15 protein-coding genes are annotated in these 17,748 nt (G+C 57.5%); 5 read left to right on the top strand and 10 right to left on the bottom strand.

Annotated features, from left to right (window positions below; genetic code table 11):
- Positions 1 to 40 precede the first annotated feature (40 nt).
- The 4 genes from ybiB to EC836_RS09140 form a co-directional block, all read right to left on the bottom strand.
- Positions 41 to 1,012 carry a DNA-binding protein YbiB gene (ybiB, locus tag EC836_RS09155; protein ID WP_123332305.1) on the bottom strand — a complete coding sequence of 324 codons (972 nt, stop codon included), beginning with the start codon at positions 1,010 to 1,012 and terminating at the stop codon, positions 41 to 43.
- A 21-nt stretch (positions 1,013 to 1,033) separates the two neighbouring features.
- Entirely contained in the window at positions 1,034 to 3,196 is a 2,163-nt protein-coding gene (dinG, locus tag EC836_RS09150) for an ATP-dependent DNA helicase DinG (RefSeq protein WP_123332303.1), read from the bottom strand.
- Between the two features lie 124 nt (positions 3,197 to 3,320).
- On the bottom strand, positions 3,321 to 3,839 hold the full coding sequence (locus tag EC836_RS09145; RefSeq protein WP_123332301.1) for an N-acetyltransferase: 519 nt from the start codon (positions 3,837 to 3,839) through the stop codon (positions 3,321 to 3,323).
- Positions 3,836 to 4,399, bottom strand: coding sequence for a helix-turn-helix domain-containing protein (locus tag EC836_RS09140; protein WP_123332299.1), 564 nt, complete (start codon positions 4,397 to 4,399; stop codon positions 3,836 to 3,838). The genes EC836_RS09145 and EC836_RS09140 overlap by 4 nt, the downstream gene beginning before the upstream one ends.
- A gap of 146 nt (positions 4,400 to 4,545) precedes the next feature.
- Here EC836_RS09140 and EC836_RS09135 point away from each other — a divergent pair, with 146 nt between their 5' ends.
- The 3 genes from EC836_RS09135 (at position 4,546) to EC836_RS09125 (ending at position 7,106) form a co-directional block, all read left to right on the top strand.
- Positions 4,546 to 5,316, top strand: coding sequence for a MerR family transcriptional regulator (locus tag EC836_RS09135; RefSeq protein WP_123332297.1), 771 nt, complete (start codon positions 4,546 to 4,548; stop codon positions 5,314 to 5,316).
- Positions 5,317 to 5,371: 55 nt separating this feature from the next.
- Entirely contained in the window at positions 5,372 to 5,479 is a 108-nt protein-coding gene (locus EC836_RS09130; RefSeq protein WP_123332295.1) for a protein YohO, read from the top strand.
- A gap of 145 nt (positions 5,480 to 5,624) precedes the next feature.
- Complete coding sequence (locus EC836_RS09125; protein WP_123332293.1) at positions 5,625 to 7,106, top strand: MFS transporter; 1,482 nt, start codon at positions 5,625 to 5,627, stop codon at positions 7,104 to 7,106.
- Positions 7,107 to 7,153: 47 nt separating this feature from the next.
- Here the strand turns inward: EC836_RS09125 and EC836_RS09120 are convergent, their stop codons facing one another.
- From EC836_RS09120 to bglX, 6 genes are all read right to left on the bottom strand, one after another.
- A complete protein-coding gene (locus EC836_RS09120; RefSeq protein ID WP_123332291.1) occupies positions 7,154 to 7,663 on the bottom strand; it encodes a fimbrial protein in 510 nt (169 codons plus the stop codon).
- 43 nt (positions 7,664 to 7,706) lie between these two features.
- Entirely contained in the window at positions 7,707 to 8,612 is a 906-nt protein-coding gene (locus tag EC836_RS24605; RefSeq protein WP_148050362.1) for a hypothetical protein, read from the bottom strand.
- A gap of 481 nt (positions 8,613 to 9,093) precedes the next feature.
- Entirely contained in the window at positions 9,094 to 9,654 is a 561-nt protein-coding gene (gene idi / locus EC836_RS09110; RefSeq protein ID WP_123332287.1) for an isopentenyl-diphosphate Delta-isomerase, read from the bottom strand.
- Between the two features lie 126 nt (positions 9,655 to 9,780).
- On the bottom strand, positions 9,781 to 10,890 hold the full coding sequence (locus tag EC836_RS09105) for a suppressor of fused domain protein (RefSeq protein ID WP_123332285.1): 1,110 nt from the start codon (positions 10,888 to 10,890) through the stop codon (positions 9,781 to 9,783).
- Positions 10,891 to 10,995: 105 nt separating this feature from the next.
- Entirely contained in the window at positions 10,996 to 11,862 is an 867-nt protein-coding gene (locus EC836_RS09100; RefSeq protein ID WP_123332283.1) for an oxygenase MpaB family protein, read from the bottom strand.
- 45 nt (positions 11,863 to 11,907) lie between these two features.
- Positions 11,908 to 14,205: a beta-glucosidase BglX gene (bglX, locus tag EC836_RS09095; RefSeq protein WP_123332281.1), complete on the bottom strand. Its 2,298-nt coding sequence runs from the start codon at positions 14,203 to 14,205 to the stop codon at positions 11,908 to 11,910.
- Between the two features lie 187 nt (positions 14,206 to 14,392).
- Between bglX and dld the strand changes: the two genes are divergently transcribed.
- Positions 14,393 to 16,114 carry a D-lactate dehydrogenase gene (dld, locus tag EC836_RS09090; RefSeq protein ID WP_123332278.1) on the top strand — a complete coding sequence of 574 codons (1,722 nt, stop codon included), beginning with the start codon at positions 14,393 to 14,395 and terminating at the stop codon, positions 16,112 to 16,114.
- A gap of 166 nt (positions 16,115 to 16,280) precedes the next feature.
- Complete coding sequence (murF, locus tag EC836_RS09085; protein ID WP_123332277.1) at positions 16,281 to 17,726, top strand: UDP-N-acetylmuramoyl-tripeptide--D-alanyl-D-alanine ligase; 1,446 nt, start codon at positions 16,281 to 16,283, stop codon at positions 17,724 to 17,726.
- Positions 17,727 to 17,748 lie beyond the last annotated feature (22 nt).

Below are 17,748 nucleotides of genomic sequence, written 5' to 3'. Positions count from 1 at the left end.
ACGTGATGCCAACAGTAACACCTGTCGCCGAGAACCCGCTTTAATACCCCGCTTGCTTAATCTCACTCAGCGCCGCGTCCAGCGTCTGCGCCCTGCCCGTTGCCACATAGCAGCAGGCGATCTGCAAACGCAGCGACTGCGGGACCACCACTTCACGATTAAGGCAGCGATGGATCCAGGCCGCGGTGGTGACCGCATCTTTCGCTTCCGGCAGCTCGCCCGCCGCAAAGGCAACCTCTTCCTGCCGCGCCAGCAGCACCTGAGGTTCTTCACCGTGGATCAGGCTGATTGACGGGCAGCGCTGCGGGCTGGCGTAGACTTCACCCTCGGTGCCGTTAAGCAACAGGCCGCGCCCACCGATGTCGCTGAAGAACTTGCCCACCTTCGGGATATATTCCGGGTGCGACACGCTGGCCAGGCGCAGCGCCGCGTCTTCGCCAAACGGCGTCGCCAGCTTGGCCAGCGTATGCGCGCTGTTGCGCACGCCCATCCGCCAGCGCATCGCCAGCTGGCGCTCCATCGGTTCGCACAGCTGGCCGATGGTGATGAACACCGGCTCGCCCGCATCCAGTCGGCTCTGGGCTTCCGCTGGCGTCAGCGTGGCGGGAACGCCCAGCGCCTGAAACACCGCTTCGCTGGTGATGCGCGTCGGATCGTCGCTGACCCCGTGAACCAGCACCGGGAAGCCGAGTCGGCTCAGCAGCAGCGCCAGCAGCGGGGTCAGATTCCCCTGCCGCCGCGCGCCGTTGTAGCTGGGGATGACGATCGGCATCGGCAGACCGGCGGGTGGCGTAAGGCGCGGCATCTGTTCCTGCATCGCCTGATAGAAGCCCAGCATCTCCTCTTCGCCTTCTCCCTTAATGCGTAGCGCAATCAGGATCGCGCCCAGTTCCAGGTCCGGCACGTCCCCCGCCAGCATGCGGCGGTAAAGCCCGCGCGCGCTGTCGATATCAATATCCCGGGCATGATTTTTACCGCGCCCGATCTCTTTAATAATCTTATTTAATTCCATGCGTTTGCTCACTGAATAAGGTTAACGCCTGCGGCGCGGCGGCATTCTTTTTTTCACCGGCGGGCTGACCGCCTTGGGCAGATCGCCTTCCGGCATCGGCGGCTGTTCGATAGGAAACACCGGCAGTGCCCCCAGTAACCGTGCGCCGTAGCTTTTGCTCAATAGCCGTCGGTCGTAAATCACAATCTCACCGAAGCAGGCGTGGCTGCGGATCAGCCTTCCCACCTGCTGGATAAGATTAAACGAGGCGCTGGGCAGACTCTGCACCTCAAAAGGATAACGCTTCAGGCTTTTCAGCCATTCGCCCTCGGTCAAAATAACCGGACTGTCTACCGGGGGGAAAGCGATTTTATGAATATGGACCTGGGAAAGCAGCTCTCCCTTCAGATCCAGCCCCTCCGCAAAGGACTGCAAACCGACCAGCACGCTGGTTTCCCCGCGCTCCACGCGCTGGCGATGCAGGGCCACCAGCGCAGGGCGCGGCTTATCACCCTGCACCAGCATCATCAACCGCAGTTCGGGCAGATAGGCAATAAACTGCTGCATGGCCCGGTTGCTGGCGAACAGCACCAGCAGCCCCTTATGTTTCGCCAGTGTGATCTGATGGCGGAAAAAGTGGGCCATTTCGGCCAGATGCGCCACCTCATTCGCCAGCAGCGGTTCGTGCTTCAACTGCGGGATAACCAGCTTGCCCTGCTCCACATGATTAAACGGCGAGTCCAGCGCGACAAAGCGATCGTCCGCTTTTTCACTCAGCCCGGACATTTCCTGTAGCCGCTGGAAGCTGTTTAAGGAACGCAGGGTGGCGGAGGTCAGCACCACGTGGGGGATTTTTCGCCACAGCAGCTTTTCCAGCTGATCGCTGACGCGGATCCCGGCGCAGTGCAGCATCAGATGCACGTTGCCTTCCCGCAGTTCGCGGGTCACCCACTTCGACACCGGTGCACCGGACGTCTGTTCCAGCGCCGCCAGCCGCCAAAGCTTGCTGCTGGCTTCAAACCAGCCCAGCGCGCGGTTCATCTGCAGCAGCGTGCGGTGCAGGCGCACCACGTCGAACTGGCCGGTTTTTTCACTGAGATCGTTAACCAGCCCTTCTGCCATCCCGCGCAGCGCGTCGCTGAGCTTAAACAGCCTGCCGCAGATCGTCATGATCTCCTCCGGCAGCAGCCCCATCTCAAAGCGGTACTCCCCCTCCTGCCCCTCCGGCGGCAGATACAGGCCGAGGATCTGCGACAGCATTTGCAGCTGTTCACGCACTTCTTCACAGTGCTCTTTAAGACGATCCGGGTTGGCCAGCGGCGGCGGACGCTTGGGCCTGAACTGCGCCATGCACTGCTCTACCAGGCGGGCAAACAGATCGAGCTGGAGCGTCGTCCAGCCGGGGGTGATTTCGCCGCTCATTTCCAGCGCGTCGCGCGCCACGTCCGGCAGATGGTGCCCTTCATCCAGCACCAGCAGCAGGTTTTTCGGCGGCGGCAGTACGGATTCGGTTTCCAGCGCCGCCATCACCAGCGCATGGTTAGCGACCACGACGTCGGCGTTTTCGATCTCGCGGCGCGCCACGTAGAACGGGCATTCGCGGAACCAGTGGCAGTTACTGCCGAGGCAGTTGGCTTTATCGGTGCTGATACGCTGCCAAAGCGAATCTTCGATATTGTCCTTGCAGTGATCGCGCAGGCCGTCCCATTCATGGCGGTTCAGCGCCTTTTCCAGCTCGCAGCAGATCGCCCGCTCCGCCTTGCTGGCGGTCATATCATCGTCAAGGAACAGCAGCAGATCGCCCTGCTTCTCTTCATCAGTAGCCAGCGCCGAGAGATTGCGCGGGCAGACGTAGCGCCCGCGACCAAAAGCAGCGGTAAAGGTCAGTTCAGGAATGATTTTCTTCAGCAGCGGCAGATCTTTACTGTAAATCTGATCCTGCAGCGCCACGTTGGCCGTGCTGACCACCAGCGGTTTTTCCTCGGCGCGGCTCACCGCGATGCCGGGGATCAGATAGGAGAGGGTTTTCCCCACGCCTGTCGGTGCTTCAATAGCCAGATGGCGCCCGTCTTCACCCGACAGCGTTTTCGCCACTTCAGCAATCATCTGCCGCTGCGGTGCGCGCGGAATAAAATCGGGGACTTGCTGTTGCAGGGCTTTATACCACCCGGCAATTTGCGCTTTTAACGCCGCAGTTAACGCCATGACAACCCTTTACATAAAATCAGGGCTGTATTTTTACACAGTATCGCGCTGGCGTCAGCCTGCGGATGCGGATCCCACAAGGAAAGTAGTGCCGCTCCGCATTTCTACGACGGTATGGCGCTCCTCAGCAGTTTTTATACATCAGCGTGGTGGCATCCAGAACCCCTGCGGTGGATTGCGCATAACACGGAATTTCCCCGGCTACCTGCCAGCCCAGCGAACGGTAGAGCGGCTCCGCCACGTCACCGCTGCGGGTGTCCAGCACCAGCAGCGTGCGGCCCGCCTGCACAGCGCGGGCTTCCGCCTTCCGCATCAGTTCGCGAGCAATACCTCGCCGACGCGCATCGGGATGAACCAGCAGCTTGATCACCTCGGCGCGGTGCGCACCGTTCGGCGGCATCGCCAGCACCACCATCACCGTCGCCACAATGCGGTCGGCCAGCCTCGCCACCAGCAGCGCTTTATCACCACAGGCCAGGCTGAAGACCACGTCCTGCCAGAAGCGGATAAAAGTCTGCGAGTCACAGTTCACAAACCCGACGCTGGCACCCTGTGCCACGCAGCCCTCCAGCACCCGGCACAGCGCCGGAAGCTCATCACGCGCCTGCTGCGCGTCCAGCCACTCGTATTCAATCTGGTTCATGGCCGTGCCACCACCAGCGCATAGCGAGCGCCTCCGGCTTCCGGGGCGTTGAACGACGTGCGGCCGAACAGATGAAAGCGCAGGCAGTCGCCCTTTTCCAGCCGCCACTGCTGTTCATTCATGCGGAAAATCAGCACGCCGTCCAGCATCCAGATATGCTGCTCCAGCCCGGCCAGCGGCGGCAGGTCATACTCAATCAGCGCGCCCTGCTCCAGCTGCGCCTCTACCAGCTCGGCGTGAAATGCCTGCGCGGGCGGGGAAACGCTGCGGCGCAGATAGCCGCTGCTGGCATCGCGCCACACGTTCTGCTGCGAAGGACGCAGATGCTGTGGCCCGCTCTGCTCCACTTCGCTGAGCAGGCGCGACATGGTCAATCCATAGGCGCTGCACAGCCGGTTAAGCAGCGCGGCGGTGGGGCTGTTTTCTCCGCGTTCAATGCGCGACAGCGACGCGCGGCTGATGCCGGTCATCTCCGCCAGTGTCTCCAGCGACCACCCCTGCTCAACACGCAGATCGGCCAGCCGCTGCGCCAAACGTTGCTCGGTTTGCTTCTGATCCATAGCCATCTCATTTAAGGGAAATAATCTCATATATGAGATCTACCGTAAGCTATCACGCAGATCAAGTTGTACATGCACAAATAATTTGTACAGCATGGCATTATTGGATACGGTTATATCAGGCCTGAGAGCGAATGAGGTGAGAAATGACGTTGTACAGCATCGGCGATGTTGCTGAGCGCTGCGGGATTAATCCGGTAACACTGCGCGCCTGGCAACGCCGCTATGGCCTGTTAAAGCCGCAACGAACCGAAGGCGGTCACCGCCTGTTTGATGAAGACGATATTCAACGCATCGAAGAGATTAAGCGCTGGATGAGCACCGGCGTGCCGGTGGGGAAAGTGAAAGCGCTGCTGGAAGGCGAAAACATCGAGATCCACGACGGCTGGATCACGCTACAGGAAGAGATGATGACCGTGCTGCGCCACGTACGCCCGTCAAAGCTGAGAGCAAAAATTGCCACCACCGGCCGTGAAAATCCGGCTGAGGCGCTGATCGACCACGTTTATCTGCCGATTCGCCAGCGGCTGAATCTGGACCAGAATACTGCCCGCACGATGTGCAGCCTGCTGGACGGCGCGCTGATCGACTATGTGGCCTTCTGCCTGACCGGCTCACGGAAAAAAGCCGGCAAGGATGCATTGCTGATGGGCTGGGGCAACGAGGATCGCACTCGCCTGTGGCTGGAAGCCTGGCGGCTTTCGCAGCAGGGCTGGCGCATTGACGTGCTGGCCGAACCGCTGGAGCAGCCGCGCCCGGAGCTGTTTCCCGGCCAGAAAATTTTCGTTTATACCGGTAAGCCCCTGACCCGACGTCAGCAGGAGCAGCTGGCGCACTGGCAGGAACAGGGATTCACGGTGACCGCGCACGGCAGCGAACCGGCAACCGAAGAGAAGAAAATCCACTCTTTGGTTTAATAATCTCAGGTGAAGGCGCTATAATCCGCCTTCCTTTGAGAAAACGGGTTACGTTATGAACTGGCAAAAAATTGGTGTGGTCTTTATCTTTCTGCTGATGGCTTTAGGTGGAATTGGCGGCGTGATGCTGACTGGCTATACCCTGATCCTGCATTCGAAATAACCCCCTTTTGCTCACCAGGCGGCATTTTCTGCCGCCCCGCTCCTGTTTGTAACTTTTCGTTTTAACTTATAACCAGCTGGAATTTAACTCCGCCAGCCGGGCTGGTTATGCTCAGGGTTTATTCCAAAAAGACCTATAAAACATCATGACCGATCTCATCACCTCTTCAGCGCACGTTGCGCAGGCAGGGAATGCGCCCACCGGCGCAGCAGTCACCATTCGCCGCGCGGCGGATGTCTCTCAGTTGGTTAATAACAGCGACAGTTCGCGCAGCAATGCCCGCATTGTTATCGGCATCGCCCTCGGCGGCGTGTTCCTGGATGCTTACGATCTCGGCGCGCTGGCCTTCGGCATGAAGGATGTCACCCGCGAGTTTGGCCTTTCGCCCTCCGGCGCGGGAATGATTGCTTCGGCTATCACCCTCGGCGCAATCGTTGGCGCGCTGATTGGCGGCTATCTGACGGACAAAATTGGCCGCTATCGCGTGTTTATGGCGGATATGTTTTTCTTCGTTTTTGCCGCGCTGGCCTGTGCATTTGCGCCCAACGAGTACGTGCTCGCCGGGGCACGATTTGTGATGGGGATGGGCATCGGTATCGATCTGCCGGTGGCGATGGCGTTCCTGGCTGAATTTTCCAAACTAAAAGGGCGCGGCAATAAGGCGGCGAGTATCGCCATGTGGTGCCCGACCTGGTACGCAGCAATTTCGGTTTCTTACCTGCTGGTGCTGTTCTTCTGGTCGGTGCTGCCGGAAAGCCACAGCGACTGGATGTGGCGAATTATTCTCGGGTTTGGTGCCATTCCGGCGCTGATCATTATCGCCATCCGCAGCAAGTATATGAGCGAGTCGCCAATCTGGGCGGCCAATCAGGGCGATCTGCACGGTGCCGCCGCTATCCTGCGCAATTCCTATGGTATCAACGCCCACGTGGCGAAGGATGCGGATTTAACACCCGCCCGCCCGGTGCGTCGCGCCAGCTGGGGTAACTACGGCGCGCTGTTTAAAGGCGTTTATCTCAAGCGCACCACGCTGGCCACCGTCACCTCTATCGTGTCGCCGTTTGCCTATAACGCCGTGGCCTTCGGCCTGCCGGTGATTATTTCCAGCTTCCTGGCACAGTCGATGCTGACCACCATTCTGCTGTCGCTGGCACTGAATCTGCTGTTTGCCTTTACCGGCGGTATTCTTGCCGTGCGACTGGTGCCGCGCTTTGGTGCCTGGAAAATGATGACGCTGGGCTATATCTGCCAGATTACCGCCCTGCTGGGCCTGGCGCTGGTCGGTCGGCCGGAAGACGGACATCAGGCGGCGATTTCGGTGGCCATGCTGGCGCTGTTCCTGCTCGGCCAGGGCTTTGGTCCGGGGGCGCACACCATGACCTACGCGTCGCTGAGCTACCCCACCTCGCTGCGCGGCGTCGGCGTTGGCTTTAATCAGATGATGGTGCGCGCCAGCTCCACCGCCTCGCTGTTTCTGTTCCCGGTGCTGGCGGCAGCGCTGAGCACCAACGTGTTCTGGGTGATTGCTCTGGCACCAATTGTCGGCCTGCTGGCGCTGCTGGCGATCCGTTGGGAACCGTCAGGCTATGATGTTGATGCGGAAGATTTCGCGCTGAACGGCAAGTAAGTGTAATGCGGGGTGCCTTCAAACCTGCTCGTAAGCAGACAGGGCGGTTACAGATAATCTATCGTCATTGTCGCCGTGGTTATGAAGTCCCCCGCAGTTAATGCAGTATTGCCATTTTTGACCAACGTGGCCTGTAGTGGAAAATTTCCCTGGCTCGGGTCAAAGCGATAATTCTCTCCCAGCCTGACCAGCTTAGCTGCGCTACTAAACTTTATCCCCAGACCTTTAACGCCGGAGTCTAAAAAGTCCGGGTTAAAACTGGCGGGGTTTCCTGAAATGGATATCACCAGCATATTCCCCTCTGCCTTACTGCAATCCAGTCCGTAGTCTACATTTTTCGTGTAGTAATCGCCCTGAATACGGTCGGTAAGTACGGTTTTGAAATCAACACTAATCATTTTTCCATTGTTAATCACACAAGGTATTGGTCTGTTAACAATTCCTTTTACCACCACGGTAATGCCGCTGATGGAATCTTTAGCTCCCGCCATCCTGACGCATATCAGCGTAGCGCCAATTAAAAACAACACTATGAAACAATAGCGTTTTACTGACATTCTTATTCTCCCTTATCTGCTTTCATCCCCCATAACCGAAGGCTCAATCATAATTAATGGTCATCACACTACTGGCCGAGAAAGGACCATATGATACCGGTGTTCCCTTGAGTTGACTGATCACATCAATATCCAGCGTACCATTGACCGTTTTCGCCAGATCACCATTCTGAACAAGCGTATTGCCACCCGCGCTAATGGTAAAAACAGCACTAGTACCATTTTTTAAGTCAGGATTCCAGTCAGTCATGGTCACTGACAAACTGGCATCAGCGGGTCTGTCATTTTTAGTGCAGTTCAGTATTGAACGCGCCGTTTTCTGCAGGCCGTTATAATTTCGGGCATCCAGCGCGGAAAAATCCATTTCTAAACTGCTGGCATTCAACTTGCAGATGAGCCGGGGCGGCGGCGGTGTAGGACCGGATGAACAGTTTGCTCCGGGTGTAATATGTTGTTTAATTCGAGAATCCATTGAGCCAAAAGTGATGCAGGGTTTAAAGACAGTATCGTCTGTGGAAAACGTTAAACTGAAGCTTTTTGTGCCGTAAAACCATTTTGGTTGGCAGGCTGGCCAAATTAATTCCGCTTTTTTTAAGCTACATGTCCCTGATATATCAGGGACAGCAAAAAGTGCACTACCAGATTTAACTAAAAGATTTAACTCGATAACACCGTCTTCTAATAAAGCTTCACCACCGAAAGACTGAGAAGGCCATGACATATATCCAACCATATTATAAGTTCTTGGCTGACTTATTCCACTTATAAGCACACTAGTTACATTAACAACTGGAGCACCAATAACTGGGCGAGCAACACCAGCACATATGCATAATATGATCAGAGTGTTAATAACCTTTATACAGGTTATTCTGTATAAAGCACTGAGATGAAAATTTATAATGCATGCGCTCATAAATTTTCCTCTCCCATCCTTTTTTATCAACATTAATCATCATCCTGAAATATTCACTATGAGTATTAGCCCAATAAAAAAATCGTTTACTGACTGCAGATCGATGCTGATTATAATTAATCTCAAATAGAAAAAGGACACGCACAATCAAATGCGATATAAAATGCTAAATAAAAAAATACTCAAGAATATCAACTCAAGAGGGTTGAGTTAATTTTGTAATGATATCGCAATGCTTTATATAATTTCCCTGCTAACTCAGGGGGAAGTACGATTTAGTACCGCAGTCGACAGACTGAGTTTTTCCAACTCATTCTGACTAGTAGTTCCTCCAATGAGCATCAGCCTTGATACAGCCCTGAAGGGGAAACCGACAACGTTTGGTTATTTTGAAGCCAGTTCCGTCCTCACACTGGATTATGAATAACGGCGAGACCCCATTGACTCTCAGCCAGTAAAGTCTGCGGCGCGGAATGGATCCGACGCAGGGCATTGCAATCCCTTCTCACAGACTTTAATGTGGCTGGGGGTGTGCGTCGGCATTCGCCGCGCCCATAAAACGGGTAAACTCAGCCGGAATACGGGCAAACGTGTGCAGGAACCACGGCGTAAACTGCTCGGGCTGCTGCTGAATTTCGGCCTGAAGCTCAGCCAGAGAGGCGTAGCGCCAGCCATCGGCCTCGTCGGGATTAAGCTGTGGCTGCTCATCGCTGATGGCGAAATAGACGTGGCCGTACTCGTGTTCGGTCAGGCCATTGCTCAGCGGCAGATTGTAGCTCAGTTCAAAAACCGGCTGTAACGTCAGCCGCATGCCCATTTCTTCAAACAGTCGGCGCTCGGCGGCGTGGCGGGTTGATTCCTGCGGATACGGGTGACCGCAGGTGGTATTGCTCCACAGGCCGCCACAGTGGTATTTCCCGCTGGCGCGCTGCTGAAGCAGTAGCTGATGCGAAGAATTAAAGACATAAACGGTTACCGCACGGTGCAGTAAACCCTTTTCATGCACCTCCAGCTTTTCCATCTTACCGGTGGCACGATCGTCACGATCGACAAGGATAACTTCAATAGCTGCCATGCGAACTCCTCAGGTCATTTCCCCACTATTCTGGCATATCCGGCCGGTAATATGCTGTACAGAATCGTGCGCACGGCCTGAATTTCAGCATAACCGCCACCGTATGTCGCCGCCGGTGCGGGAAATTTACTCGCCGGTTTCAACCACCTGCTGCCGGGCGCGGAAAATATGACCCGTGCCGTACTGCAGCAGCCGCGCAACCAGCTGATAGCCGCCGTTCTCTTCCGCCTGAGCAAATTCGCGCTCCAGCTGCGTGACCGGGGCCGCCCACAGCAGATTAACCGGCTCGTCGTCGAAACGCGGCAGCGGAAACTGCCCGGCTTCACGACCCAGCGCGCCGGAAAGGATAAAGCCCTCAAATCCTACCGGTGCCATTGAAGATGACAGCGTGTGCCCCTCGCCCAGCCAGCTGAGGCGATCCCACGGCAGGTGGGCGAAGCTGGCCAGCGCGCTGGCCATCTGCACGGCATTGTCCTCGGTCATGACTTCGGCATCAATTGCCAGCGCCAGCTCGGTCCGGCGGTGCTGCGGGGCCAGATCCTCATACAGATAATCCACCCACGGCATCGGGCGAATACTCATCCCAAGGGTGAGAAAATACCAGTTTCCCTCATGGTAATGCTGGGAAATCGCCATCGGCGGCCAGCTGCCGCGATCGATGGCGTAATACTTGATCGACTCGCCAAACTGTTCGCTATAGCAGGCCAGCATCTTCTGCTGGAACGGTTCCCAGCGCTGGCCTTCCTGCCAATCGCGCCAGAACTGCCGGTGCTGCTGGGCGCGGGCGTAGTGCTGGTTGGTGGAGGCCGAGCCGAGCGGTGCGGTCAGTCGGTTGGCTTTGATGCAGCCTGCGGAATAGCTCACCTGCTTTTCCTGATACAGACTCCAGCCGGGTATCACCGCCAGCAGCTGTCCCTGATACCACAGGGCTGCGCCGTCGTCGCTGGGTTCCCAGATAATCTGCAAACCGGCAGGATCGAGCATCGGCTCAGCAAGGAGCGTGCGGCAGAACTCGGCGCTCAGCAGCGGTGCCCTGCCCTGCTCCATGGCGGCCATATCTTCCTGCGCCGGTGCGGGCAGCAGATTGCGCAGCCAGCAGCCGCGCACGGCGAACTGGCTGCGGAACGCTTCCGCCGGCCAGATATAGAAATAGGCTGTGCGGTCATCCTGTTCGACCAATGCGATCAGCGTCTGCTGTTGATTGGTCACTTCAGCAATCTGATAGGGCTCTGTCATAACGCCTCGACGTTGTCTGGAGGGATCCTTTTTCCCGGAGAATAGAGCAGGATGACGGGTTACGCTATGTCAGAACAAGGGTATTTGTCTCAAAATCCGCGCGAGTCACCGCCCCATGCGGGTCATTGCGCGCTGATAGGCACCCTGGCGTATCGCCCAGCGCAGCAGTCCGGCAATCACTGAAATCTGCCCGTTAATCAGGCGGTGCCGCAGCGGTGAGTAATTTACACCAAAGGCATGCAGCGCCCAGTCGGGCAGCAGCGCGATGCCGGCCTGCAGCATGGCGTGCATTGCCGGGCGTGCCTGCCAGCTGGGTGCAGGGGCGTTCAGCAGCAGCGACAGCACCTCACGCGTGCGCTCATCACAGCGCAGCTGCGGCCGCATCCGTTGCAGATAAGCTTCAACGGCGGCAACGCTTTTTGGCACCTGCTCAGCGCCAAGCGCTTCCGCGACCCGTGCCGCTTCCGCGTAGTAGCGGTCCTGCTCTTCGAGGCTGAGCTGTGGATTTTTATAGCGCAGGTGGGCGGCAAGAAAACAGCGGGTCTCGGCAACGTGGACCCAGGTCAGCAACGCCGGATCGCTGGCGGCATAGGGAACGCCGTGCGCATCCGTGCCGGTAATGTGCAGGTGGATGCGCTTCACCCGGTCGATCAGGATATGCGCATCGCGTTGATTGCCGAAGGTGGTGACGGCGATAAACTGACTGGTTCGCCGCAGCCTGCCCATCATATCCTGACGGAAGGTGGAGTGATCCCAGACGCCCGCCAGCGCCAGCGGATGCAGCATCTGCAGCAGCAGCGCCGAAATGCCGCCGCACAGCATCGAGGAAAAATCGCCGTGCACCCGCCAGATAACGCTGTCCGGCCCGTAAAGACCGGGGTCACCCGGCGGTTGGGAAATATCAAATTCATTCAGCGACAGGCCGTTCAGGCGAAAAACCTGCTGCTGAATTCTGTCTCTTAACCCTGGCATTCTGCTCCTGCCTGCAAACGGGGCAGGCTACCCTGCCCCCGGTCCTTAACGGTAATCGAACTCGGCGTTTTCGGTGCGAGCGGAGTCCAGCCCGATCATCACGCTGAATTTACCCGGCTCGGCGACGTGCTGCATTTTGGCATTCCAGAACTTCAGCGCGCTGACCTCGATCGGGAAGGTGACGGTCTGCGACTCACCGGCTTTCAGCATAATACGCTTAAAGCCCTTCAGCTCTTTCACCGGACGGCTGATGCTGGCGACCTCGTCGTGCAGATAGAGCTGCACCACCGTGGCACCGTCGCGCTTGCCGCTATTGGTTACCGTCACGCTGGCGTTGATCTTGCCATCGCGCGGCATCGAAGCAGAAGAGAGCTTCACCGGCGACAGAGTGAAGGTGGTGTAGCTTAACCCGTAGCCGAACGGATACAGCGGGCCGTTGGCCTCGTCGTAGTAGTGCGAGGTGTATTTGTTAGGCTTTTCGAAGTTATACGGCCGCCCGGTATTCAGGTGATTGTAGTAAATCGGTAGCTGTCCGACCGAACGCGGGAAAGACATTGGCAGCTTACCGGACGGGTTATAGTCACCGAACAGCACATCGGCAATAGCGTTACCGCCTTCCGTGCCGCTGTACCAGCTCTCCAGCAGTGCATCCGCCTGCTGGCTTTCTTTCACTATCGCCAGCGCACGGCCGTTCATCAGCACCAATACCAGCGGTTTGCCGGTGGCTTTGACCGCATCAATCAGTTTACGCTGGCTCTCCGGCAGCGTCAGATCGCTGCGGCTGGACGCTTCATGTGCCATTCCGCGCGCTTCACCAATAGCCAGCACCACGACGTCGGCCTTTTTCGCGGTTTCCACGGCTTCATCCAGCATCTGCTGCGGTGAACGGCTGTCCACTGTCATCGCCGGTTCATACAGGTTGAGGAAGTCCTGAATGCCCTTGTTGTCGGTGACGTTTGCCCCTTTGGCATACAGCAGGTTGGCCTTACCGGCGGTGGCATTGTTCATCCCCTGCAGCAGGGTGACTGATTGCTTCGCCACGCCCGCAGCGGACCAGCTGCCCATAATATCAATCTGGCTGTCGGCCAGCGGGCCAATCAGCGCGATGTTACCGCTGTTTTTCAGCGGCAGCGTATCCTGGCGGTTTTTCAGCAGCACCATGCTTTTGCGCGCCACGTCGCGGGCGTCGGTACGATGCAGACGGCTTTCGGCGTTGGTATCCGGTGGGTCCTGGTCAGCCGGGCCTAAGTGGCTGTACGGATCGTTAAACAACCCCATATCGTATTTTACATTCAGCACGTGGCGAGCAGCATCGTCAATTTCCTGTTCGGTCACCGCCCCGCTTTTGACCAGCCCCGGCAGGTATTTGCTGTAATACTCATCGCTCATACTCATGTTCACGCCGGATTTAATCGCCACGCGCACCGCATCCTGCGGATCGCTGGCCACACCGTGTTTGATCAGCTCTTTGATCGCACCGTGATCGCTGATAGTAATGCCTTTAAACTTCCACTCATCGCGCAGGATGTCCTTCAGCAGCCAGCCGTCGGCGCTGGCCGGAACGCCGTTCAGCGAGTTCAGCGCCACCATCACACCACCGCTGCCGGCATCCAGCGCCGCTTTATACGGCGGCAGATAGTCCTGGAACAGCCGCTGCGGGCTCATATCCACGGTGTTGTAGTCGCGCCCGCCTTCAACCGCACCGTAGGCGGCAAAGTGCTTCACGCTGGTCATCACCGAGTAGCGGTCCGCCGGGCTTTTGCCCTGCATGGCGGTCACCAGCACGCTGCCCATTTCCGCGGTCAGATACGTATCTTCACCGAAGCCCTCAGAGCCGCGCCCCCAGCGAGGTTCACGGGTCACATCCACCATCGGTGCCCAGGTCATATTCAGGCCGTCATCGGCGGCTTCATAGGCAGAAATTCGCCCGACCGTTGCCACCGCGTCGGTATCCCAGCTGGAGGCCAGCGCCAGCGGGATCGGGAATTGTGTGCGCTGTCCGTGGATCACGTCATAGGCGAAAAACAGGGGGATCTTCAGGCGGCTGAGCTGCATCACCTGATCCTGCATCTGACGGATATCATGACGAGTGACGGTATTAAAAATGGCCCCCACCTGCTCGTTTTTGATCATCTCACGGATGGCTTCTTTCGGATTATCCGGCCCCACGCTGATCAGCCGCAGCTGGCCGATTTTTTCGTCGAGGGTCATCTTTTTCAGCAGATCGGTGACGAACGCATCGCGTGCGGCAGGTGTCAGTTCATGGGGACCAAACAGGTCATCGGCAAAGGCTGGCTGAATGGCCAGAGCGGCAGCAAAGCTGACGGAGCAAATCCATTTCATCAGATGATCATCTCTCAAGTGACTAAGGCGTATGAGTTTCATGACGGACAGGTAACAAGTGGATTGAGTGTGTCATACCTTGAGGATAGCAGCTAGTGAGGTATCGACGAATATCACGTGATAACAACAGCTTTATTGCGCCCGCAGCGGTGCTAAAGTAGGGAGGTGATTCTGACAAGGATATGACATGCACACTTCTCTCCCGGCAGGACAAAAACTGATTTCTGAACTGGGCCGCATCGTCGGCCGCAACCATCTGCTCACCGATCCCGCGCAAACGGAGCGCTACCGTAAGGGCTTCCGCTCCGGCGAAGGCGAGGCGCTGGCGGTCGTTTTCCCTGGTTCGCTGCTGGAACAGTGGCGGATCCTGCAGGCCTGCGTGGCGGCGGATGCCATTATTCTTATGCAGGCGGCGAATACCGGCCTGACCGAAGGCTCCACCCCCAACGGCAATGATTATCCCCGTGATATCGTGATTATCAGCACGCTGCGAATGGATAAAATCCGCCTGCTGGATGAGGGTAAACAGGTGCTGGCATTCCCGGGCAGCACGCTGTATCAGCTGGAAAAAGAGCTGAAGCCGCTGGGACGCGAGCCGCACTCGGTGATTGGCTCTTCCTGCATCGGCGCATCGGTGCTGGGCGGGATCTGTAATAACTCCGGCGGTTCGCTGGTGAAGCGCGGCCCGGCCTATACCGAAATGGCGCTGTATGCGCAGATCGACGCCGACGGCGCTCTGCGGCTGGTGAACCATCTGGGTATTAACCTCGGCACCACGCCGGAGCAGATCCTCACCCGGCTGGATGATGATACCTGGCAGCAGGGCGACGTGCTGCACGATCAGCGTCACGCCTCCGACCACGAATACGCTGACCGCGTGCGCGACGTTGAAGCCGACACCCCTTCGCGCTTTAATGCCGACGCGCGTCGCCTGTTCGAAGCCTCCGGCTGTGCGGGCAAGCTGGCGCTGTTTGCCGTCCGCCTTGATACCTTTGCCAGCGAGACCGCCCAGCAGGTGTTCTATATCGGTACCAATAATACCGACGTGCTGGACCAGTTGCGCCGCCATATGCTGGCCCACTTCAACAACCTGCCGGTCGCCGGTGAGTATATGCACCGCGACATCTTCGATATTGCCGAAGTGTACGGTAAAGACACCTTCGTGATGATCGACAAGCTCGGCACCGATAAAATGCCGATGTTCTTTACGATGAAAGGTCGCGTTGACGCCTGGCTGTCGCGCATTAAATGGTTTAAGCCGCACTTTACCGACCGCGCATTGCAGAAGCTGACCGCCCTGCTGCCCTCCCATCTGCCCGCCCGCATGAAGCAGTACCGCGAGCGCTATGAACATCACCTGATGCTAAAAATGTCCGGTGACGGCGTCGCCGAAGCGCGCGCGTATCTGCAGGAGTTTTTCCACCATGCCGAAGGCGCGTTCTTCGAATGCGAAGGTAAAGAGGGCGCGCACGCGTTCCTGCACCGCTTCGCCGCGGCGGGGGCTGCCGTGCGCTATCACGCCGTGCATCACGATGAAGTGGAAGACATTCTGGCGCTGGACATCGCCCTGCGCCGCAACGACCGCGACTGGTTTGAGCGGCTGCCCGCCGAATTTGACGGCGCGCTGACCCACCGCCTCTATTACGGCCACTTCCTGTGCCACGTCTTCCATCAGGACTACATTGTGAAAAAAGGCGTGGATACCCACGCGCTGAAGGAAAAAATGCTGGCACTGCTGGCCGAGCGCGGCGCGGAATATCCGGCGGAGCATAATGTCGGCCATCTTTATAAAGCGAAACCGCAGCTGAAAGCGTTTTATCAGCAGCTCGATCCGACCAATACCTTCAATCCGGGTATCGGTAAAACAACGCGGGAAAAACACTGGGGCAGCTGCGACTGCCACAAATAGTTCTTCCTTCCGGGGCGGAATTATTTCGCCCCGGTGCGCTCGCTCATATTCATGTTATTTATCCTTTCCGATTCGCCGCGAAACATTGTTTTTTTCCACTTTTACGCTAATAGTCAATTGTATCCTGTGATAACTGTAATCATGCCAACTGACTGGCGGAGGAAATATGGGCGTCGTAGCAGAAGAAAACATTACTGCTTCAAATAATAGCCTTATCAGCAATAAGCATTACTGGACCGTACAAGATGTCGAAAAAGCCACGAAGGGCAGCTGGGTTATTCCGCCTGCAGAAGGCTGGACCGCCACCGGCGTCTCTATTTTCGCCCCCGCTCTGCAGCCCGGAAATATGGCGGTTATCCGCACCGAAGATGATAAAACCGGACTGCTGGCCAGCGTGGCTTTACGCCTTTCGCCTCCTCCCTCCTGTCTGATCACCACCGAACCGGATAAAATCCTGTCTGACAGTATTCCGCTGCTGAAGGTTGCCGATAACACCGATACGATTCTAGCAATGGGCCGCTACGCCCGCGATAAAATGCAGGGCCGGGTGCTGGGCATCACCGGCAGCGCCGGTAAAACCACCTGCGTGGCGATGGTCGCCGATGCGCTCTCCGCCTGGGGGCCGACCTGTAAGAGCAACAACAACGCCAACCTGCCGCGTGGCGTGGCGTGGAATATCGCCTCGATGCCGTGGGACAGCGCGCATATCGTGCTGGAAATGGCGATTGGCAGAATGGCGGTCAGCTCGCGAATGGTGCGCCCGGAAGTGGCGATCTTCACCAACATCCAACCCGCGCACCTCGGTGAAAACACCACCGTGCACGACGTTGCCCTGACCAAAAGCGCGATTTTTGTCGGCATGGCGCCCGGCGGCGTGGCGATTCTAAACCGCGATATGCTGGAGTGGGAAACGGTCAGTCAGGCGGCCGAAGCGAAGCAGCAAAACATCGTTAACTACGGCACGCATCCCGACTGCCAGTACCGGCTGGTTGAATACGACGCGCAGAATCAGCAGGTCACCGCACAAATTGGTGACCGCACGCTGCGCTATACGCTGGCGGCGGGCGGAAAACATATGGCGCTGAACAGCCTGGCGACGCTGGCCGCCGTCGACGCGCTGGGCTATCCGCTGGAACCGGCCATTGAGAAGATTGGACAGTTTGCCGCCCTGGCCGGGCGCGGTGAAGAAAAACAGGTCAGGGTGAACGGCCTGCCGCTGACCCTGATCGATGATGCCTATAACGCCAATCCGGGTTCCATGCAGGCGGCGATTGAGCGGATCAGCGGACAGAGCTGCAGCGGACGCCGGATTGCCGTGCTGGGCGAAATGGCCGAGCTGGGCTCCGGCTCCGAGAACTATCATACCGAACTGGCACCGCTGCTGAACGCCAGCCAGATCGACCAGATTTTCCTGGCAGGATCGAGCTATAAGCACTGCTGGGAACAGCTGGACGAAGGGAAAAAAGGGGCGTGGGTGGATGCGCCGGAGGATCTCAAGCCACTGCTGCTGGAGGCACTGCAGGCCAATGATACGGTGCTGTTTAAGGGCTCAAACAGCACCAAAGTTCATCAGCTGGTCAGTTGGATAGATCAGATGCAGGAAAAAGCGTAATCCGTCAGGCCGCCGGCGAAAA

It is taken from the genome of Erwinia sp. JUb26, from assembly GCF_003751505.1.
In the GTDB taxonomy this organism is placed as follows: Bacteria; Pseudomonadota; Gammaproteobacteria; order Enterobacterales; family Enterobacteriaceae; genus Erwinia.
Note: the sequence above shows the minus strand (reverse complement) of the source record. Positions and strands in the feature narration are given on the sequence as shown.

Coding starts and splice junctions, on each gene's coding strand:
- ybiB (WP_123332305.1), bottom strand. CDS start 1,012: ATGGAATTAAATAAGATTATTAAAGAGATCGGGCGCGGTAAAAATCAT.
- dinG (WP_123332303.1), bottom strand. CDS start 3,196: ATGGCGTTAACTGCGGCGTTAAAAGCGCAAATTGCCGGGTGGTATAAA.
- EC836_RS09145 (WP_123332301.1), bottom strand. CDS start 3,839: ATGAACCAGATTGAATACGAGTGGCTGGACGCGCAGCAGGCGCGTGAT.
- EC836_RS09140 (WP_123332299.1), bottom strand. CDS start 4,399: ATGGATCAGAAGCAAACCGAGCAACGTTTGGCGCAGCGGCTGGCCGAT.
- EC836_RS09135 (WP_123332297.1), top strand. CDS start 4,546: ATGACGTTGTACAGCATCGGCGATGTTGCTGAGCGCTGCGGGATTAAT.
- EC836_RS09130 (WP_123332295.1), top strand. CDS start 5,372: ATGAACTGGCAAAAAATTGGTGTGGTCTTTATCTTTCTGCTGATGGCT.
- EC836_RS09125 (WP_123332293.1), top strand. CDS start 5,625: ATGACCGATCTCATCACCTCTTCAGCGCACGTTGCGCAGGCAGGGAAT.
- EC836_RS09120 (WP_123332291.1), bottom strand. CDS start 7,663: ATGTCAGTAAAACGCTATTGTTTCATAGTGTTGTTTTTAATTGGCGCT.
- EC836_RS24605 (WP_148050362.1), bottom strand. CDS start 8,612: ATGTTGATAAAAAAGGATGGGAGAGGAAAATTTATGAGCGCATGCATT.
- idi (WP_123332287.1), bottom strand. CDS start 9,654: ATGGCAGCTATTGAAGTTATCCTTGTCGATCGTGACGATCGTGCCACC.
- EC836_RS09105 (WP_123332285.1), bottom strand. CDS start 10,890: ATGACAGAGCCCTATCAGATTGCTGAAGTGACCAATCAACAGCAGACG.
- EC836_RS09100 (WP_123332283.1), bottom strand. CDS start 11,862: ATGCCAGGGTTAAGAGACAGAATTCAGCAGCAGGTTTTTCGCCTGAAC.
- bglX (WP_123332281.1), bottom strand. CDS start 14,205: ATGAAATGGATTTGCTCCGTCAGCTTTGCTGCCGCTCTGGCCATTCAG.
- dld (WP_123332278.1), top strand. CDS start 14,393: ATGCACACTTCTCTCCCGGCAGGACAAAAACTGATTTCTGAACTGGGC.
- murF (WP_123332277.1), top strand. CDS start 16,281: ATGGGCGTCGTAGCAGAAGAAAACATTACTGCTTCAAATAATAGCCTT.